Source organism: Streptomyces sp. NPDC001514 (genome assembly GCF_053597075.1).
This window is the reverse complement of record NZ_JBSFHO010000031.1, coordinates 43,117-61,115: the sequence shown is the minus strand read 5'-3', so window position 1 is coordinate 61,115 and position 17,999 is coordinate 43,117. Positions and strand designations below refer to the sequence as shown.

The following is a 17,999-nucleotide window of genomic DNA, read 5'->3' as shown; positions in this document are numbered from 1 at the left end:
ATCCGAGGTGCGGGTTCTCACAGGTCGGATTTCCGCCGACCGTACAACCCTTGGGCACCTTCAGGCGTCTGCGCCGATCGCGATGCGCGGGTGCGCGGACGGCTCGATCCACGCCATGATCCGGTCCATCGTCGGGCGTGGCACCGAGACACACCCCGCGGTCGCGCCGCTGCCGTTGACGTGCAGGAAGATCCCGGCTCCCCGGCCGGGCACGGCGGGCCGGCGGTTGAAGTCGATGACGAGGGCCTTGGCGTACTGGGTCGGGTGGTTGATGAGGTGCTCGCTGCCGCGCTCGCCGGACTCGGTGAGCGGGAAGTCCGCCCCTGCCTCGGTGTGCAGCTGGTTGTAGAACTTCGACTCCGGGTCCTGGACCCACCAGTGGGTGGAGTCGACCTTCGTGTACGGCATGGCGGTGCCGCCGGCCTCCACGCCGAAGCCCTCGGTGATCGTGTACGTGCCCGTCGGCGTGGTGTACGTGCCCTGCTTGCGCGTGGCTCCGTCGACGACACCGTTCGACCCGACGCGGCCGCTGTCGGAGATGACGCTCTTCCAGCCGGATGAGCCCTTGGACCAGGCAGTGACCGTCGCATACGAACCGCTCGCCTCCACCGTGATGATCTGCGTGGCATCGCCGACGCCGACCGGCACGGGGAAGGACGGGGCGCCGGGTGCGGCGGCGGGCGCTGCCGACACGGCGAAGCCTGCGGAGCCGACGGGCCCCCTGCCTCCGAATGCGGACACCAGCACCAGGGCGCCGGTCACGGCCAGCGCGGCGGAGGAGCTACGGGATGTGGGCAGCACGACGTGATCCTCGGGTCGTCGGAACAGCACGGCGGCGCACGGCCGCGCGACAAGGTCGACCGGTCATACATGGATATACCGGGTGTTCTGCGAGCTGCGAGGGACGCTCGGTCATGACACTCCGGTCGCAGACGATGTCGGCGCCGGCACCGGAGCAGATCGCTCGGAGGCTGTCCGCCGGACCGTCAGCAAGCGGCCGGGGTGCACCGGATCAGGAGAAATGATCCGGTGCACCCCGGCCGTCAGGCGTCGCGCGGCGCGATGTCAGCTGCTGTAGACGCCGACTTCGTGGAGGGAGTAGCCCCATCCGGTGCCGCGCTCCAGCCCGTGGATGCGTATGTGGCGGGCCGGTGTTCCCGTGAACCGTGCCGTGTCCAGGCCTCCGTCACCGTCGGTCGTGGACCATACGGACCGCCAGTTCGTGCCGTCGGTGGAGACCTCGATGCGGTACGCCTTCCCGTAGGCGCGCTCCCAGTCGAGGGTGACGCGCTTGACCAGGTGCTGGGCGCCGAGGTCGATCCCGAGCCACTGGTCGTCGCTCCAGTCGCTCGCCCAGCGGGTGTCGGTCCTGCCGTCCACGGCCCGGTGGGGTCCGTAGCTCGTGAAGAGGCTCCACTCCGACGAGCTGGCCGAGGTGGAGGCTGCCGCGGCGAGGTTCACCCCGGCCTTGTGGTTCTCGGACGCCTCCCAGGTGGTGAGGTAGGACTCGGCGCCTCGGAAGAGGTCGTCCACGACGTCCTGGCCGCCGACGACCCGTATGTCCTCCAGCCAGTCCGGGACGAGACCGTAGTGCGCGGCTCCGTCGGTGTTGATGTCCCAGGTGCGCTCGCCGGTGGTCTGCCGGTCGATGACGGCACCGCCGTCGGCGCTGCGGAAGGGGTACCGCACGGGGTTCGGCGTGTCCGCGCCGCGGGGGCCGGGCCAGCCGCCGACGCCGTTCATGTCGGTGCCGTAGCCGTACCCGACGCCGTACTTGTCGCGCAGCGCCTCCGTACGCTTCGCCTCGCCGATGAACCCTTCGGCGCCGTGCATGTACTGGGCGATGAAGCCGCCGAGACCGTAGACCCGCTCGGTCCAGTTGAGATCCATCCAGCTGTGCGAGGAGAGCACACCGGCGTACGAATCCGACTCGAGGATGTCGAGGGCGCGGCCTGTGGCCTTGACGCTCATGTGGTCGATCTCCAGCATCATCCCGCGTTTCATCATGCCGCGTACGGCATACTCGCCGAGCGCGGTGAGACCGCGGGTGTTGCACTGCGCGTCCGCGGCGTACGACGGAACCGCCACGCCCGGCGGAAGTTCCTTCTCGGCTTGGGGCGCCGATGCGAGGCCGATGGGGTTGTCGTGCTGCGGGCCCGCGCACTTCTCCGTCTTCCAGAAGGTGCCGGTCGACAGGAACTGGCCGACGTTGATCGCCGTGCCGAGGGTGCCCGAGTCGAAGCGGACGCCGCACAGGGCGTTGTCGAACTTGTGGCAGAGGAACATGCTGCGTACGCCCAGGCCGTACAGCTCGTCCAGACCGCGGTCGATGTCGTCCTTGCCGCACTGGGCGATGTCCAGGATCTGCTTGCAACCGAACGGTTCGGAGGTCTCGACCCCCAGGACGACGGCCAGCTTGCCCTGCTTGATGACCTCGCGGGCCTGCGCGCTGTCGGTGACGATCCTGAACCAGCCCTTGCCGGGGCCGCCGTACATCCTGTCGACGTAGGCCTGCAGGTCGTACGTCTTCTGCGCCTGCAGGCGGAGGGAGGTCATCTCGTCGCAGCTGCGGTCCTTGAAGAAGTAGACCGAGCAGATCACGCCGTTGGTGACGAGGTCGTTGACGAGCACGCGCTGACCGCCGCGCCAGGCCCGCTCGACCCAGGCGTAGTAGTTCTGCTGGTGCGTCAGCGAGTCATGGGCCGGCCAGTCCTTGAACGTCGGCCATCCGTTGGGGTCGTGCCTGCCGTCGCCGCCCTTGGTGATGAAGTCGAAGATCGCGAGCGAGCCGTCGGGGTAGTGCTCGGGGCAGTCCTTGAGTGCGTCGGCGATGCCCTGCTCGGAGAACGTCTTGCCGCAGATGAGTCGGCCGCCGAAGGCCTCGTTGGACATCAGGTGGTTGTGGGCGTCGACGAAGCCCCGTACCCGTCCCTGGGAGTCGGCCCCCTTGAAGGGCGCGCCCGTGACATTGATCTGCGAGTCGGGCGACGGGCGCGCGGCCGGCGTCCACCAGTCGGCTTCGGCCTCGGCCACGGCCGAGGAACTGGGGCCCGTGCCGAGGACCAGGGCAACCGCGGTGAGGAGCAACACCAGAACGGCGAGGGGCCGCTTCCGTGTGCGGTGCGAGCGTCGATTCGTGGTCATCACTCGTGCCTTCGGTGTCATCGCTCAGAACTTCGGTGAGCGGGTGGGGGGTCTCGAGGAGCTGACGGACTTGCCGGCGCACGACCACGGGTCAATTTGTCATGGCCGCGCAAGCAGTGCGACGAGAAAAGCGCCTGTGAGAAAGAGAGTCAATAGTCCGGGAGGGCGACCTGACGGACCGGCCGGATCCCACGGACTCAGTGGCTGGAAAACGCGGCGATCCTGCCGACGGTGAGCCCGTCGGGCCGGAACCTGCTGTCCGTTGCCCTCGGGCGGCGGCCCCTCGCACCCCAGAGCTGTCGCAGCGCGCCCTTCCACCAGCACCCTCGTTCTTAGAGGTGTAAGAGCCCTGCCTGTGTCAGCGCACGCCGGCCGGGGGCTCGATCTTCCCGTTGAACGTGCCCTGGTTCTCCTCCAGCACCTTCTGCTCGAACGTGATGCCCTGTCCGCCGTACGGAACCAGGAAGCCGAACTCGAAGCGGTGACTCCTGACGCGGTAGGTCTTCGCGTCCAGTACGAGCACCTCCTCCAGGCCGGACAGCGTGAGTTGACCGTCGTTCACCGGGATGCCTGCCTCGCGGAGCTGGTCGGCGGTGGGGTCGAACTCCCGGACCGCCTTCTTGACCCAGACCCGGTCCCGGACGACCGTCAGCTTCTGCTTCTCGCAGGCGACACGGAGTTCGATCGTCTCGTCCGCCTCGGTCAGGGTCAGTTCGTCCCCGGTGGCGGCACGCGCGTATGCCCGGAACTCCTCGATGACCCCGACCGGGTCCTCGACCTTGTTCTGCATCTCGGGGTCGGAGGCAGGTGCGTCCTTCCAGGACGCGCCGCCCTCCTTGAGGTACGCCGTGCCGTCGACGACGTAGATCTCCTCGTTCTTCCTGGTGCCCTTGCTGCTGGTGCTGACGCCCTGCGAGTGCAGCGCCTTCGGCGCCATGCCGCGCCGGACCGAGGCCTCGTAGGTGGCGGCGCTCTTCTGACCCTGGTGCGTCAGCCCTTCCTCGCCCTTCACGGAGAACGTCCACGCGCTCTCCGCCGCCATCGCCTTCTGGGCCAGGTCGAGGAAGTCCTCCGGGGACTCGGGCGACGCCGCCTCGGCCGGCTCGGAGGACTGCGTCGCCTCAGAGCCCCCGGCCTTGTCGGCCGACTCTGCCGGCCCCTCTTCCTCCGCCGCCCCGCAGGCGACCAGCAAGAGCGCGAGCGGGAGAACCAGTGCAGAGCGCCTGAAACGAGTTCGCATGGACATCTTCCTTACGTCACGACGGGGCGCGCGGACTGTACAGCAGCGATCGGCCCGCGATCACGTCGATGACCATTCCTCGCAAAGCGCCATGAATACCCTGAACCTCGCACCACACAGGCCTGCCTGAACTGTCAGTGCCCGCCGGTACGGTCACCTCATGACTCACGAGTTCGATCTGGCCCGGTCCCTGGCGGCGGGCGTCGAGGACCGGCAGGGTGCCTGGCAGTTCATCCGCGACTTCGCCGCGCACTGGACGGACGACGCCCTCGGCGACGCCGTCGGATGGTCCGAGGCGGACCTCGCCGCCGCCGAGGAGAGGCTGGGCCTGCGGCTGCCGGCCGCACTGCGCGAGGCGTACGTGCTCCTCGGCAACCGCCGGGACCTGACCAGCAACCACGACACGCTGCGCACCCCGGCCGAGCTGTACGTCGACGAGAGCGGCGAGGCGCTCGTCTTCCGCGACGAGAACCAGGGCGCCGCGCGCTGGGGCATCCTGCTCGCCGACCTCGCCCAGGACGACCCCGCCGTCGTCATACGCCCCGACCTGGCGGACAAGAGCACCGAAGCATGGGAGAGCTGGCTGGACCGCGTCTCGCTCACCTTCGTCGAGATCGTCCTCTCGGAGTCCCTGCACGCGCCCGACGAGCTCGTCGACCACCTGGACGCACCGGACGAGTCGGACCTGGACGAGCTGGAACGGCACGGCATACGACTGCCGTTGCCCGCCTACCCGCCGGACGAGGAGGGGGCCACGCGCTGGTTCCTGCGCGACGACGTGCTGCTGCGCGACGACGCCGGAGCCTGGCTGATGGCCCGCGGCCGCACGGAAGAGGCGCTGGACCGTGTCCGCGACCGGATGGACGGCGACTGGCTCAACGGCTGACCCGGACCATGCAGCCGCAGAGCCGGGCTGCCGACACGCCGTGCGCGCGCGATCGGTCAGTCGCGGACCGCCCCGTACCACTGCCACGACTCCAGTCGGCCCCGGTCCGGCAGTTCGCCGCGGCCCGTCGCCCACAGGAGGGTGGCCCAGCGGTCGGTGTCCGCAGGCGCGTCGGGGAAGAGGCGGGCGAGGACGCGATCACAGAGGCCGGCCGGCGGCGTCCAGGAGACGCCGAGGCCCTCGGCGATGTCGTGGGTGTGGACCAGGGTCTCGACCACACCCATGGCGGCGAAGCCCTCCGGGTCCGACACCCCGAAGCCGTGGTGCGCGCGCACGTCGGCCGGCGCCGTCCGGACCATCGCGGTGAGCATCGCCCCGCATGCCTCCAGCACCATGAGCAGTCCGGCAGGCCCGGCGGCCCGGTCCGCGAAGGTCACGTTCGCGGGCCCGCCCTCCCGTCGCGCGTACCAGTGGAAAGGGATCTCCTTGTCCAACGGGGGCGTGTCCGGACCGATCTGGGCGGCGTACGCGAAGAGGTCGTCGGCGAGATGCTCGACGGTCTCCCAGCAGGTCCACTCCAGGGTCCCGGCCTTGGCGTCCCAGTCGCCGCCGAGGCGGCTCCGCAGGGTCGTGAGCGCGAGCCGCACGGCGTGCTGGACGTCGTCGGCGGTGACGGGGCTTCTCGCTGATCCGTGATCGTCGGCCATGGCGGGACCGTACCAGTGGCATGTGACAGGCCGTCGACTCCCGTGAATCACTCAACTTCCCTTATCGCAGGAGGGCATCGGTCGCCGCGCACACGGCGAGGCTCGTGAGCAGAAATGCCGTTACGGCGCTCAGGAGCGCGACTTCGTAGTAGGTGCCGCTTCCCCATGAACCGGCCACATAGGCCGCAGCCGTCCCGGCGACCACGGCGGCGCCGAGCTGGGCGCCGAGGAGCAGCCGGGGCCCGGACCCGCCCTGCCGGAGGGCGTACGCGGCCGCCATGAGCAGGATCAGGAGCGCGACGGCCGCCGCCAGTGCGGGCGTCCCGAAGGTCACCCCGTACCGCACGGCGAGTGCGGGCACGAAGAACAGGACCAGCCAGCGGCGCAGGCCCTCGCCGACCACGGCCACCGCCCCGCCCGGGACCGGCCGACCGCGGACCTTGCCGGCGGCCCGCCGCGCGAGGAACAGGACGAGCAGTGCGGACGCCGCGTAGGGCCATCTCCGGTCCGTCTTGCCGAGGTTGTAGAGGAGGGCGGTGTCGTACACCATCAGCACCAGTGCCCCCAGGGCGGCGAGCGACACGAAGAACAGCAGGAGGCCGCCCACGCCGAGCGGCCCTCCGCCCGGCTCGCCCGCGCCCGCGCCCTTGTCCTCGCCCTCGCCCTTGTCCTTGTCCTCGTCCTGGCGCGCGGCGAGCCACCTGATGAGCGCCGGTGTCACCACAGCCGCCACCAGCCGGATGGCGATGTCATCGACCGTGTACGGATTGCGCAGATCCCATTCCACGAGACAGAACACCGCGGTGTACGAGGCCGACGCGGCCCAGAGCAGCGCCGACCGGGCAACCCTCGGGTACAGGGCGGGATCCAACCACCGCAGCACGACCATGAAGGCAAGGAGCACGAAGGGAAGTTCGAGGAAGGCCTGCACCCGCAGCACCGACGGCGCGAGGAGCTCCGGTGCGGGAAAGTGCGCAACCGCCCATCCCAGCGGCCCGCTGTCGGTGGCGGCCAGGGCGAACCAGCCGTCAGGGAGATGGCGGGCGATGAAGGACGCGTCGCCGCCGTGCACGCGCGCGACGTAGACGGTGAACAAGACCTGGTTGAGGTAGACCAGCGCCGTCACCGCGGTCAACGCGCCGCCGGGACCGATCCTGCGCCCGCCGGCCACACCCTCGACCGGACGTGCCGGCATCCGGCGCCCGGCAGCCGGCGCGAGGGCCAGGGCGAGGACGGCCGAGATCACGACGACCGCATCGACCCAGTGGCTCACCCTCGCCCCCATCCGCTCTCCCCTCCGGCAGCCCGGGTCCGTCGGCGGGACGGGATTCCCCGGAGGCGCGCGCAGGTATAGCACGCTGCCGAGGATCCGTGCCATCGAGCGGACAAGCCTCCGATCGCGGGCGGAAGAGCAGCGAATCAGTCGTCCTGCCGAGCGGCCGGCGGTGGTCGGCGACGGGCGGCCAGTGGTCAGGGAGCGGTTGGCGGGCAGCGGGCAGCGGGCCCGATGCTGTCCTGGCAAGAACCGCAGTGCTGTCAAAACTCGTGAACATCACCCGACCGTGGATCGGGGCGCCTCCCAAACCCGAGCCGTCGAACCGTTTCCGGGGCCGCCGGCGCGGCAGTCAGCAGCACAACGCGCGAAGCGCATCGTCGTGGCGGCCGAGCCGATGGCAGGCTGGGCGGCCAGGTCCTTCGATTACGGCGGCCAACTGCGGACATCGACCGACGCGCGTCACGACCTACAGGGCGAACGTTTCCTGCTACGGCACTGGCCGGCCTCGGCTTCGGCCCGCATCGACATGCCGGCGCGGTGGTCACGCCGGATCTCCACGTACAGCTCGACCTTCGACATCTGCGGCATGACCAGCACCTTGCGGTCCTTGCCGCGGCTGTTCGGACCCGTATTCCGATGGCCCGTCAATCACCTGCTCATTTCGGGCGATCATCGGCAGGACAGCGGCCCGGCCCGCCGCTTTTGCCGGTGTTCGGTCCCTATGCTCGCGCCTCATGAGAAACCGCCCCACAAGGCGCTCCCGCACCGCGCTGGTCGTCGCCGCGGCCCTGTCCATCGGGTTCTGTCTAGCCGAACCGGCCGGCTCCGAACCCGCAGGCCCCGAGCCCACGAGCGGCTCCCGACTTACGGTCCCCGACCCCGTCGCGACGAGCGGCGACGTCCATACCGTCCCCGTGCCCGCCGGTGACGATCCGGCGCGCAGGGCGCTCCCCGCCCGGACCACACCACCGTTCAGCATGATCGGCCTGACCTGGGACGACGCGTCCGCACAGCTGAACGGCACCGCCGAGGTCCGCACCCGGGACAGCCGTACCGGTGTCTGGTCCGCGTGGCGGCCGCTCGACACCGATGTCCGGGCGCCCGAGTCGGGCCCCGAGCGGGCCGGCACCGCGCTGCGCGGCGGGACCTCGCCGCTGTGGACGGGGCCGTCCGACGGGGTCCAGCTGCGCGCCCAGGGCGAGGCGCTGCCGGAGGGGCTGCGCGTCGAACTGGTCAACCCGGGGAAGGGCGCCGGCGCTCCCATGGCCCCGTCACCGCGCGCCGAGGCACTGGCCGAAGAACCGCCCATCACGTCGCGCTCGGGCTGGGGCGCGGACGAGTCGATCGTCAGGGACCCGCCCCGGTACAACAGGACCACCAAGGCGGTCTTCGTCCACCACACCGCCGGGACGAACGACTACACCTGCGCCGAGTCGGCCTCCATCATCCGAGGCATCTTCACGTACCACGTGGAGAGCCAGGGCTGGAACGACATCGGCTACCACTTCCTCGTCGACAAGTGCGGCAAGATCTTCGAGGGCCGCGCGGGCGGCATCGACAGGCCCGTCCAGGGCGCGCACACGTACGGCCTCAACACCGACACGAGCAGCATCTCGGTCCTCGGTGACTACATGACGGCAAGGACCTCTGCGGCCGTACGGCAGGCGATCGCCGCGATCGCCGCCTGGAAGCTCGGGCTCTACGGACACGATCCGGCGGGTACGGTCACCCTCACCCCGAGCGTCGACAACGGGAGGTACATGGCGGGCGAAAGGGCCAAGCTCCGCCGGATCTCCGGGCACCGCGACGGCTCCGCGACCGACTGCCCCGGCGACAATCTGTACGACGATCTGCCCGAAATCCGTGCGCTCGCGGCGGCCATCGCCTCCGGGGTCCTCCCGGACGCCTCCGGCATGGACGACCCGGGCGCGGACGCAGGCGCGGACAGCGACATCGGCGCAGGCACGGGCACGGGCACAGGCACGGACACCGACGCCGGCGCGGGCATCGACACCGGCGCGGGCATCGACACCGGCACCGACTTCGACACCGACACCGACGACTGGGAGACCGTGGACGCCGACGTCACCACCGGCGACTTCGACTCCGACGGCTTTCCGGACGCCGCCCTCACCTACCGTACGGCGCAGGGCTCCCTGCCCCTCGTCCTGTTGAGGGGCACGGCGACCGGGTTCGACACGGGCTCACCCGCCGTTCTGCACGGCGCCGGCGGACGGGCCGTCACCGCCGGTGATTTCAACGGCGACGGGTACGACGACCTCGCCGTCCTGACCGCCCGCGGGTTCGCGACCTTCCACGGCTCGGCCGGCGGTCTCACCACCACCGGTGCACCCACCCTCGACGGCACGGTCCGCGGCCTCCGGGACGGCCGGGACAGCGGTGAGCCGTTCACGGCGCGCGACACCGATGGCGACGGGTACGACGACCTCGTCGCCGGAGGAGCGGTCGTGGCGCGGGGCGGACCGGATGGAGTCACTCCGGCGACGGACGCCGCCCGGGTCCTGCGTCCCTAGTCCCTAGGACGCGCCCTGGGCGGCCCTCGCACGGCGGGACAGGGCAGCGCGGAGCACGCGCTGCCCTTCCACCGAGAGGTCGAGGGCCCGGCGCAGGCCCGCACCGCCCGGAGTGGCCGAAAGGACCTCCAGGATCTGGATCTGGCGGCGCTGCTCCCCCACCACGAGCGGGCCCTGCGTCCCGCCTGTCGGGTCGAGCTCCTGGTGGAGTTCGATCACCAGGGCCGAGCACGCCGTGGCCCATTCGGCGAGCGGCCCGGCGGCCCACTCCGAGGGCGCGTCGCCGATCATCCTCCGTACCGGGGCCGCGGCTTCGTCGGCGTCGTCCAGCACGGCCCTGGCGGTCGCCAGCTGCCCCGCCCAGCCGTCCTCGCCCGCGGCGATACCCGCCCAGAGCGGGCGCAGCACCTCGGTCTCGTCGATCAGCAGGGGCAGGCAGCGGTCGAGACAGGCCAGACCGCTCGCGGCCAGGCTCCGCTCATCCGCCTCAGCAATCAGTTCCGCCAGGCTCATCGACGCCTCCAGTCGGGTGCGGACCGCAGTACGGCGCAGTACGGCGCGGTGCGGACGAAGGTACCGCTCTTCTCTGCGCCACATGGCCGAAAAGCGTCACTCGGTGGTTCGACGAGGCGTCACACCGTGGCCACGGTCCGTCCCTGCAGGGCCTTGGTGTGCTGCATCCGGGTCAGCTTGCGGACGAAGAGCGTCGCCAGCACCGCCGCCACGATGTCGGCCACGTTGCTGAACATCAGGAGTCCCATGGCGTCGTGGATCTCCGCGGCATCCTCGGCGCGGTTGTCCACGGCGGTGGCGGCCCGGTCGACGGCCCACGCGACCAGCCATGACGCCCACCAGGCGTTGAGGAGCGCACGCGACGTGCGCCGCCCCGGCGCCCCGAGGTCGCGGTCGCTCGCGTCCCAGACGTCGGCGGCGACCCCGTACGGCATCCAGAGGTTGGCGACGGGAATGAACCAGGACCCGATCGCCCAGCCAGGACGGCGGCGCTGCAGATCGGGCCCGAAGACCCCGGCGTTGATGCGGGCCCGGTGGAACCAGAGGATGAAGACGATGGCCGTCACGAGCAGGGCGACCGCGTAGAACCCCGGGCTGAGGCGCAGCAGTAGTTGGGCGCGTTCCAGGTCCTCGTCACCGTAGGCACTCAGGTCTCCCTCGGCCACATCGCCCATCAGCCCACGCATGAGCGCCGCGGCGTAGAGCCACAGCAGGTCGAGGAGCACGACCAGACCGAGCAAGGCAACGACGGCGTACGACAGACCGACGGGTGCCCGCAGTACCGGACCGGCGACAGGCGGACGCGCAGAACTCATCACGGAGATACCCCCCACGGGCAGAAAAACGGGAAACGGGAACCGGCAAATCGGCAACCGGCAACGAGACACGTGAACGGGAAAGCCGCAACGCGCCCCCTCCCCCGAGGGCTGCGGATGGGCCGGACACCGGCCGTTCCGCCGGACCCTATGCGGCACCGCCGATGCCGTCCAGCGAGAAAGCCGCCGTACAGCTGCCGTTCGCCGCAGCTCAGCCCAGCCGGTTCGCCAGGGCCGTGAACTCCGCCCAGTTCAGCGCCGGCTGCCCCGGTGTCCAGGTCTTCTGGGCCAGCGCCCGCAGCGGCATCCGGATGCCCGCCGCCACCTGGCCCTGGGTCTGCGCCTGGGAGAGGTCGGACCAGATCGCGAGGCGGGCGCCCAGGATCTGGCCGGAGTAGCGCGCGGGGACGGCGATGGTGCCGCGCATGACGAGCGGCGTCCACTGTTCGTAGATCCGCCGGCCGGTGGGGTACGTGAACTCGTTGGGCTCGCCGAGCACGTAGTAGAGGTACTCGTCGTTGAGGTTGACGACCTTGCGTCCCTCCGCCAGGTACTCCTGCGGCTGCCGTGCCCCGATCTCCTTGCCGGTCCAGTACTCGACCTCGACGTTCTTGTCGCCGGGCACGACTCCGCCGCGGAAGAAGCCGTCGTTCCACGCCTTGGGCTGCTTGTCCGCAGCGCGCACGACCGCCGCCCGGTCGTTGAGCCAGCCGGTGGCCAGGTCCTGGACACCGGCCTGCGGTCCGTACTTCTGCTGTGCCGCCCGGGCCAGCTGCGGGTACGAGGCCGCCGGGTCGCGCACGGTCAGCGCCTGGTACTCGTCGGCGCCGATGTGGAACCAGTCGCCGGGGAAGAGAGCCGCGTACTCGCGCAGCAGATCGTCCACGATCCGGGCCGACTCCGGCTTCGAGATGTCGATGGCGCCCTGCCGCGGCACGCCCTGCGTGTTGCGGAGCTGGAGGTCCGGATGGGCCCGCATGACCGCGCCCAGATGCCCCGGCGAGTCGATCTCCGGCACGACCGTGATGTGCAGGCTCTGCGCGAGGGCGATGATCCGGCGCACCTCTGCCTTGGTGAGGTGCTGGGCCGAGACGACCTCGGGGTGCGAGTCGGAGGCGATCCGGAAGCCCTGGTCGTCGGAGAAGTGCAGCCCGAGCTGGTTGAGCTTGAGATCGGCCATCTCGCGCAGCCGGTCCTCGATCCAGTCCGCGGTGTAGTGCTTGCGCGCGATGTCGAGGTTGAGCCCGCGCTGCGGCCGCTCGGGACGGTCGCGTACGACACCCTCGGGCACGACGCCACCGGAGCGGAGGGCCTGCTTCACGGTGCGGGTGCCGTAGAAGACGCCGGCCTCGTCGGGACCGGTGATCCGGACGCGGTTGCCGCGGGTGGTGAGGGTGTACGACTCGGGCCCGTTCTGCGCCGGGCCGAGCGCCAGCTCGATGTCACCGGTGCGTGCCGGTCCGTTGCGCACGTCCGTCTTCAGCTCCTGGGACAGCAGCCTGGCCTCGTCGGCGAGTACCTCGCTGCCCTTGGCGACGACGACCGCGCTGCCGGGACCCGGCCGCCAGCCGGGCCCGCGTGCCGCCTCGTGCGTCCGTACGGAAGGAATGGTGCGGGGGGCCGTGGAGAGCGGATACGTCTTCGTGGGTGTCGGCGTGGGGGCGGGCGCCGCCGGCGTCGCTGTCGGCGAGGGGGCGACGGCCCCGGACACGTCACCGCGCGCGCCCGGCTGTGAACCGCTGCCGGACGCGCAGGACACGACCGTGGTCAGCGCCGCGGCGGCCGCGACCGCCGGGCCCGCGAACCGCCTGCCCCTGGACATTCCCCACGACTTACCATTTGACTGCCGGATCATCCCATCAGCCTCCTCTTCCGGGCGAAGTATGGCCAATCAAGATGAACCCTGCGAAGGTGGTCGCGGCCGTCTATCATGCGCACCGAAACGCTCTCGTCCGGGTGAAATTCATGGGTCCGTCGGACAGCTCCCGGCGCGCCTCGATAGCGTTACGGCCCATCCACCCCGCCCCTGCCAGTCGCCGCCGAGCCCTTCTCCAGGAGCCGAGGAGCCCACGCTGTCCAGCGAATCGCACACCGGCGTCCTGCGGATCCCGGCTCCAGCCTCACCCTCCCGGTCCACACCGCCGTCGCCGTCCCACAGCCCCGCGCCTCCGCCCGGCCTGGAGTGCTTCAACAAGGCCCCCGCGGGTGCCGTCGAGACCGCACTGCTCGCCTGCTGCGGCAGCCGCCGCTGGTCCCGGCGGATCGTCGCCCACCGCCCGTACCCCGACCTGGACGCGCTCCTCGCCGCCGCCGACGAGGCGAGCTACGACCTCGGCTCCGCCGACCTCGACGAGGCCCTCGCCGACGAGTCCTCGTCCGGGCTGCACCCGGGCGCGCCCGCGGCCGCCCACACCGCGCTGCGCGCCGCGCACGCCGCGTACGAGAGCAGCTTCGGCCACGCCTTCGTGATCTGCCTGGACGGCTTCCGGCCCGACGAGCAGCCCGACCAGGTGCTGGCCGGCATCCGCTCACGACTCGGAAACGATCCGGACGAGGAGCGGGCGGTCGCCGCCGACGAGCTGCGCCGACTCGCCCGGGCCCGGTTTGCGCATCTCGTGGCGAATCCGTCCGGAATTCGTGAACCGGACCGTTGCTCCGCCCCCAAAGGCCCCGCTCGGGACCCCCGGCGGCCCGCCCGGGAAGCGTCCCGATAGCCCGTCCGTGCCTGTTTGATTGCCGGTTTGATCACACCTATGGACCCCGCGCGAGGGAACCGACATCTCGTCGCTACGATGGCCAGGGCCGGTGGACCGTACCCGGCCGGGCCAGACCGACAGAGCTGTCACTTTTGGTAGAACGCTGGCGGCCGGCTCCAATCCCCGCTCCCGGAGGGTTTTTCCGTGCCGGCTGGAACGCTGTACCGCGGCCGGGAAGGTATGTGGTCCTGGGTGGCTCATCGAGTCACCGGCGTCCTCATCTTCTTCTTCCTGTTCGTACACGTGCTGGACACCGCTCTCGTCCGCGTCTCCCCCGAGGCGTACGACGAGGTCGTCGCCACGTACAAGAATCCGATCGTCGCGCTGCTGGAGTACGGCCTCGTGGCCGCCATCCTCTTCCACGCGCTGAACGGCCTTCGTGTCATCGCCGTGGACTTCTGGTCCAAGGGCCCTCGCTACCAGAAGCAGATGCTGTGGACCGTCATGGGCATCTGGGTCGTGCTGATGGCGGGCGCCCTGTACCCGGTCCTCGGCCACGCCGCACGTGAACTGTTCGGGAGCTGACGCCAGACATGTCTGCTGAGACCTCTTCCGCTTCGGCGATCGGCGCTGTCGAGGGCGTCGGGCCGTACGACGTCGACAACCCCGCCCCCTTCATCGAGGCGCCGCGCAAGCGCACCGGTAAGACCCCGAAGGCGACCCGCGGCAACTTCGAGATGGCCGCGTGGCTCTTCATGCGCCTGTCCGGTGTCGTCCTCGTCGTCCTCGTCATCGGCCACCTGCTGATCCAGCTCGTGCTCGACGGCGGCGTCTCCAAGATCGGCTTCGCCTTCGTGGCCGGCCGCTGGGCGTCCCCGTTCTGGCAGACCTGGGACCTGCTGATGCTGTGGCTGGCGATGCTGCACGGCGCCAACGGCCTCCGCACCGTCATCAACGACTACGCCGAGCGGCCGAACACGCGTCTGTGGCTCAAGGGCCTGCTGTACACCGCCACGGTGTTCACCATCCTTCTGGGCACGCTGGTGATCTTCACCTTCGACCCGAACATCCGCTAGGCACGGGGCTGAGGTAATCCACGTCATGAAGATCCACAAGTACGACACCGTCATCGTCGGCGCCGGCGGCGCCGGCATGCGCGCCGCCATCGAGGCGACGAAGCGCAGCCGCACCGCCGTGCTGACGAAGCTCTACCCCACCCGCTCCCACACGGGCGCCGCGCAGGGCGGCATGGCCGCCGCACTGGCGAACGTGGAGGAGGACAACTGGGAGTGGCACACCTTCGACACGGTCAAGGGCGGTGACTACCTGGTCGACCAGGACGCCGCCGAGATCCTGGCGAAGGAGGCCATCGACGCCGTCCTCGACCTGGAGAAGATGGGCCTGCCGTTCAACCGGACCCCGGACGGCACCATCGACCAGCGCCGCTTCGGCGGTCACTCCCGCAACCACGGCGAGGCCCCGGTCCGCCGGTCCTGCTACGCCGCGGACCGCACCGGCCACATGATCCTCCAGACGCTGTACCAGAACTGCGTCAAGGAGGGCGTGGAGTTCTTCAACGAGTTCTACGTCCTGGACCAGCTGATCACCGAGGTCGACGGCGTCCGCAGGTCGGCCGGTGTGGTGGCCTATGAGCTGGCCACCGGTGAGATCCACGTCTTCCAGGCGAAGGCCGTCATCTACGCGTCCGGCGGCACCGGCAAGTTCTTCAAGGTGACCTCCAACGCGCACACCCTGACCGGTGACGGCCAGGCCGCCTGCTACCGGCGCGGTCTGCCGCTGGAGGACATGGAGTTCTTCCAGTTCCACCCGACGGGCATCTGGCGCATGGGCATCCTGCTGACGGAGGGCGCCCGCGGTGAGGGCGGCATCCTCCGCAACAAGGACGGCGAGCGCTTCATGGAGAAGTACGCGCCCGTCATGAAGGACCTCGCCTCGCGTGACGTCGTCTCGCGCTCCATCTACACGGAGATCCGCGAGGGCCGCGGCTGCGGTCCCGAGGGCGACCACGTCTTCCTGGACCTGACCCACCTGCCGCCGGAGCAGCTGGACGCCAAGCTCCCGGACATCACCGAGTTCGCGCGTACGTACCTCGGCATCGAGCCCTACACGGACCCGATCCCGATCCAGCCGACCGCGCACTACGCGATGGGCGGCATCCCGACGAACGTCGAGGGTGAGGTCCTGGCGGACAACACCACCGTCGTCCCGGGTCTGTACGCCGCCGGTGAGGTCGCGTGCGTGTCGGTGCACGGCGCCAACCGCCTCGGCACCAACTCGCTGCTCGACATCAACGTGTTCGGCAAGCGCGCCGGTATCGCCGCCGCCGAGTACTCGGCGAAGGCCGACTACGTCGAGCTGCCCGAGAACCCGGCCTCCTTCGTGCAGGAGCAGGTCGAGCGGCTGCGCAACTCCACCGGCTCGGAGCGGGTCGCCGTACTCCGCAAGGAGCTTCAGGAGACGATGGACGCCAACGTGATGGTGTTCCGCACCGAGCAGACGATCAAGACGGCGGTCGAGAAGATCGCCGAGCTGCGCGAGCGCTACCTGAACGTGTCCATCCAGGACAAGGGCAAGCGGTTCAACACGGACCTGCTGGAGGCCATCGAGCTGGGCAACCTGCTCGACCTGGCCGAGGTCATGGCCGTCTCCGCGCTGGCCCGCAAGGAGTCCCGCGGCGGTCACTACCGCGAGGACTTCCCGAACCGCGACGACGTCAACTTCATGCGCCACACCATGGCGTACCGCGAGGTCGGCGCCGACGGCACCGAGACCGTCCGTCTCGACTACAAGCCCGTCGTCCAGACCCGCTACCAGCCGATGGAGCGTAAGTACTGATGGCTACACCGACCATGGACAAGGTGGAGGCGGAGGCTGCCGCCTCCCCGTACATCACGGTCACCTTCCGGATCCGCCGCTTCAACCCCGAGGTCTCGGCCGAGGCGGAGTGGCAGGACTTCCAGATCGAGATCGACCCGAAGGAGCGCGTGCTCGACGGTCTCCACAAGATCAAGTGGGACATCGACGGCTCGCTGACCTTCCGGCGCTCCTGCGCGCACGGCATCTGCGGCTCCGACGCGATGCGGATCAACGGCAAGAACAGGCTCGCCTGCAAGACGCTGATCAAGGACATCAACCCGGAGAAGCCCATCACGGTCGAGGCCATAAAGGGCCTCACGGTCCTGAAGGACCTGGTCGTGGACATGGAGCCGTTCTTCCAGGCGTACCGGGACGTCATGCCGTTCCTGGTGACCACCGGCAACGAGCCGACGCGCGAGCGTCTGCAGTCCGCCGAGGACCGCGAGCGGTTCGACGACACCACCAAGTGCATCCTGTGCGCCGCGTGCACGTCGTCCTGCCCGGTGTTCTGGAACGACGGGCAGTACTTCGGCCCGGCGGCGATCGTCAACGCGCACCGCTTCATCTTCGATTCGCGTGACGAGGCCGGCGAGCAGCGTCTTGAGATCCTCAACGACAAGGACGGCGTGTGGCGTTGCCGCACGACCTTCAACTGCACGGACGCCTGCCCGCGTGGCATCGAGGTCACGAAGGCGATCCAGGAGGTCAAGCGCGCGCTGATCACCCGCCGCTTCTGAGCAAGGAGTCACACGCTCTGCCACGGGCCCGTTTCTGTACGCTCGCCGTACAGAAACGGGCCTTTGTCATGCGAGAGCGGGGACTTATGAGCGAGCCGAACCCTAACCCCTACCTGAACGGCGGCGACTACCAGTGGGGTCCGGCCCAGCCGTACGGCCACGCGGGCGGCTACGGCTATCCGCAAGGGCCGCTCGTGCCGATGGACGCACCGGGGACGGCCCCGGGTGTTCCGCTGCTGGTGCTCGGGGACATCACGGTGATGCCGGACGCGATCGTGACCCCGAACGGGGCGCTGCCGCTCAAGGGTGCGGTGTGGAACGCCACGGACATGTCGCGGACCGAGGAGCACATCCCGGCGCACGCGGTCGTCCTGGCGATCGTCTTCTTCCTGTTCTGCCTGCTGGGCCTGCTCTTTCTGCTGATGAAGGAGAAGAGGACGACGGGCTTCGTCCAGATCACCGTCTCCAGTGGCGGCCGCCACCACGCGACGATGATCCCGGCGAACGGCCCGGACACGATCCACTGGGTGATGGGTCAGATCAACTACGCGCGGTCGCTGAGCATCTAGGCACG

The 17,999-nt window shown here is 69.9% G+C and carries 17 protein-coding genes; 8 read left to right on the top strand and 9 right to left on the bottom strand.

What is annotated here, in order from left to right:
- Window positions 1-60: 60 nt before the first annotated feature.
- The 3 genes from ACWCXB_RS27620 to ACWCXB_RS27610 form a co-directional block, all read right to left on the bottom strand.
- Window positions 61-801, bottom strand: a complete 741-nt coding sequence (locus ACWCXB_RS27620; RefSeq protein WP_450726468.1) for a L,D-transpeptidase family protein — start codon at window positions 799-801, stop codon at window positions 61-63.
- A gap of 264 nt (window positions 802-1,065) precedes the next feature.
- The gene (locus ACWCXB_RS27615; protein ID WP_450726467.1) at window positions 1,066-3,144 is read right to left on the bottom strand and encodes a discoidin domain-containing protein; all 2,079 of its coding nucleotides are present in this window, start codon (window positions 3,142-3,144) and stop codon (window positions 1,066-1,068) included.
- A gap of 358 nt (window positions 3,145-3,502) precedes the next feature.
- Window positions 3,503-4,384 (bottom strand): hypothetical protein, encoded by an 882-nt coding sequence (locus tag ACWCXB_RS27610; protein WP_450726466.1) that lies wholly within the window; start codon window positions 4,382-4,384, stop codon window positions 3,503-3,505.
- A gap of 160 nt (window positions 4,385-4,544) precedes the next feature.
- Here ACWCXB_RS27610 and ACWCXB_RS27605 point away from each other — a divergent pair, with 160 nt between their 5' ends.
- Window positions 4,545-5,270, top strand: a complete 726-nt coding sequence (locus ACWCXB_RS27605) for an SMI1/KNR4 family protein (protein WP_450726465.1) — start codon at window positions 4,545-4,547, stop codon at window positions 5,268-5,270.
- A 56-nt stretch (window positions 5,271-5,326) separates the two neighbouring features.
- Here ACWCXB_RS27605 and ACWCXB_RS27600 read toward each other — a convergent pair whose 3' ends face one another.
- The 3 genes from ACWCXB_RS27600 to ACWCXB_RS27590 form a co-directional block, all read right to left on the bottom strand.
- Window positions 5,327-5,977, bottom strand: coding sequence for a hypothetical protein (locus ACWCXB_RS27600; protein ID WP_450726464.1), 651 nt, complete (start codon window positions 5,975-5,977; stop codon window positions 5,327-5,329).
- A gap of 61 nt (window positions 5,978-6,038) precedes the next feature.
- The gene (locus ACWCXB_RS27595; protein ID WP_450726463.1) at window positions 6,039-7,250 is read right to left on the bottom strand and encodes a hypothetical protein; all 1,212 of its coding nucleotides are present in this window, start codon (window positions 7,248-7,250) and stop codon (window positions 6,039-6,041) included.
- Window positions 7,251-7,712: 462 nt separating this feature from the next.
- Window positions 7,713-7,850 carry a hypothetical protein gene (locus ACWCXB_RS27590; RefSeq protein WP_450726462.1) on the bottom strand — a complete coding sequence of 46 codons (138 nt, stop codon included), beginning with the start codon at window positions 7,848-7,850 and terminating at the stop codon, window positions 7,713-7,715.
- Between the two features lie 137 nt (window positions 7,851-7,987).
- Between ACWCXB_RS27590 and ACWCXB_RS27585 the strand changes: the two genes are divergently transcribed.
- On the top strand, window positions 7,988-9,787 hold the full coding sequence (locus tag ACWCXB_RS27585; protein ID WP_450726461.1) for an N-acetylmuramoyl-L-alanine amidase: 1,800 nt from the start codon (window positions 7,988-7,990) through the stop codon (window positions 9,785-9,787).
- A 3-nt stretch (window positions 9,788-9,790) separates the two neighbouring features.
- Here the strand turns inward: ACWCXB_RS27585 and ACWCXB_RS27580 are convergent, their stop codons facing one another.
- The 3 genes from ACWCXB_RS27580 to ACWCXB_RS27570 form a co-directional block, all read right to left on the bottom strand.
- Window positions 9,791-10,300 carry a hypothetical protein gene (locus tag ACWCXB_RS27580; RefSeq protein WP_450726506.1) on the bottom strand — a complete coding sequence of 170 codons (510 nt, stop codon included), beginning with the start codon at window positions 10,298-10,300 and terminating at the stop codon, window positions 9,791-9,793.
- Between the two features lie 119 nt (window positions 10,301-10,419).
- Complete coding sequence (locus ACWCXB_RS27575; RefSeq protein ID WP_450726460.1) at window positions 10,420-11,115, bottom strand: DUF4328 domain-containing protein; 696 nt, start codon at window positions 11,113-11,115, stop codon at window positions 10,420-10,422.
- A 211-nt stretch (window positions 11,116-11,326) separates the two neighbouring features.
- Entirely contained in the window at window positions 11,327-12,937 is a 1,611-nt protein-coding gene (locus ACWCXB_RS27570) for a beta-N-acetylhexosaminidase (RefSeq protein ID WP_450726459.1), read from the bottom strand.
- Window positions 12,938-13,214: 277 nt separating this feature from the next.
- Between ACWCXB_RS27570 and ACWCXB_RS27565 the strand changes: the two genes are divergently transcribed.
- The 6 genes from ACWCXB_RS27565 to ACWCXB_RS27540 all read left to right on the top strand — a co-directional run bounded on the left by ACWCXB_RS27565 (window position 13,215) and on the right by ACWCXB_RS27540 (window position 17,994).
- A complete protein-coding gene (locus ACWCXB_RS27565; protein WP_450726505.1) occupies window positions 13,215-13,829 on the top strand; it encodes a 2-oxo-4-hydroxy-4-carboxy-5-ureidoimidazoline decarboxylase in 615 nt (204 codons plus the stop codon).
- 186 nt (window positions 13,830-14,015) lie between these two features.
- Complete coding sequence (sdhC, locus tag ACWCXB_RS27560) at window positions 14,016-14,396, top strand: succinate dehydrogenase, cytochrome b556 subunit (RefSeq protein ID WP_450726458.1); 381 nt, start codon at window positions 14,016-14,018, stop codon at window positions 14,394-14,396.
- A gap of 8 nt (window positions 14,397-14,404) precedes the next feature.
- A complete protein-coding gene (locus tag ACWCXB_RS27555) occupies window positions 14,405-14,887 on the top strand; it encodes a succinate dehydrogenase hydrophobic membrane anchor subunit (RefSeq protein ID WP_450726457.1) in 483 nt (160 codons plus the stop codon).
- Window positions 14,888-14,912: 25 nt separating this feature from the next.
- Complete coding sequence (gene sdhA / locus ACWCXB_RS27550) at window positions 14,913-16,667, top strand: succinate dehydrogenase flavoprotein subunit (RefSeq protein WP_450726456.1); 1,755 nt, start codon at window positions 14,913-14,915, stop codon at window positions 16,665-16,667.
- Entirely contained in the window at window positions 16,667-17,425 is a 759-nt protein-coding gene (locus ACWCXB_RS27545) for a succinate dehydrogenase iron-sulfur subunit (protein ID WP_450726455.1), read from the top strand. Before sdhA ends, ACWCXB_RS27545 begins: the two co-directional genes overlap by 1 nt.
- Window positions 17,426-17,511: 86 nt before the next feature.
- Window positions 17,512-17,994, top strand: coding sequence for a hypothetical protein (locus ACWCXB_RS27540; RefSeq protein ID WP_450726454.1), 483 nt, complete (start codon window positions 17,512-17,514; stop codon window positions 17,992-17,994).
- Window positions 17,995-17,999 lie beyond the last annotated feature (5 nt).

Coding starts and splice junctions, on each gene's coding strand:
- ACWCXB_RS27615 (WP_450726467.1), bottom strand. CDS start 3,144: ATGACCACGAATCGACGCTCGCACCGCACACGGAAGCGGCCCCTCGCC.
- ACWCXB_RS27585 (WP_450726461.1), top strand. CDS start 7,988: ATGAGAAACCGCCCCACAAGGCGCTCCCGCACCGCGCTGGTCGTCGCC.
- ACWCXB_RS27610 (WP_450726466.1), bottom strand. CDS start 4,384: ATGCGAACTCGTTTCAGGCGCTCTGCACTGGTTCTCCCGCTCGCGCTC.
- ACWCXB_RS27570 (WP_450726459.1), bottom strand. CDS start 12,937: ATGTCCAGGGGCAGGCGGTTCGCGGGCCCGGCGGTCGCGGCCGCCGCG.
- sdhA (WP_450726456.1), top strand. CDS start 14,913: ATGAAGATCCACAAGTACGACACCGTCATCGTCGGCGCCGGCGGCGCC.
- ACWCXB_RS27555 (WP_450726457.1), top strand. CDS start 14,405: ATGTCTGCTGAGACCTCTTCCGCTTCGGCGATCGGCGCTGTCGAGGGC.
- ACWCXB_RS27575 (WP_450726460.1), bottom strand. CDS start 11,115: ATGAGTTCTGCGCGTCCGCCTGTCGCCGGTCCGGTACTGCGGGCACCC.
- ACWCXB_RS27605 (WP_450726465.1), top strand. CDS start 4,545: ATGACTCACGAGTTCGATCTGGCCCGGTCCCTGGCGGCGGGCGTCGAG.
- ACWCXB_RS27600 (WP_450726464.1), bottom strand. CDS start 5,977: ATGGCCGACGATCACGGATCAGCGAGAAGCCCCGTCACCGCCGACGAC.
- ACWCXB_RS27540 (WP_450726454.1), top strand. CDS start 17,512: ATGAGCGAGCCGAACCCTAACCCCTACCTGAACGGCGGCGACTACCAG.
- ACWCXB_RS27580 (WP_450726506.1), bottom strand. CDS start 10,300: ATGAGCCTGGCGGAACTGATTGCTGAGGCGGATGAGCGGAGCCTGGCC.
- ACWCXB_RS27545 (WP_450726455.1), top strand. CDS start 16,667: ATGGCTACACCGACCATGGACAAGGTGGAGGCGGAGGCTGCCGCCTCC.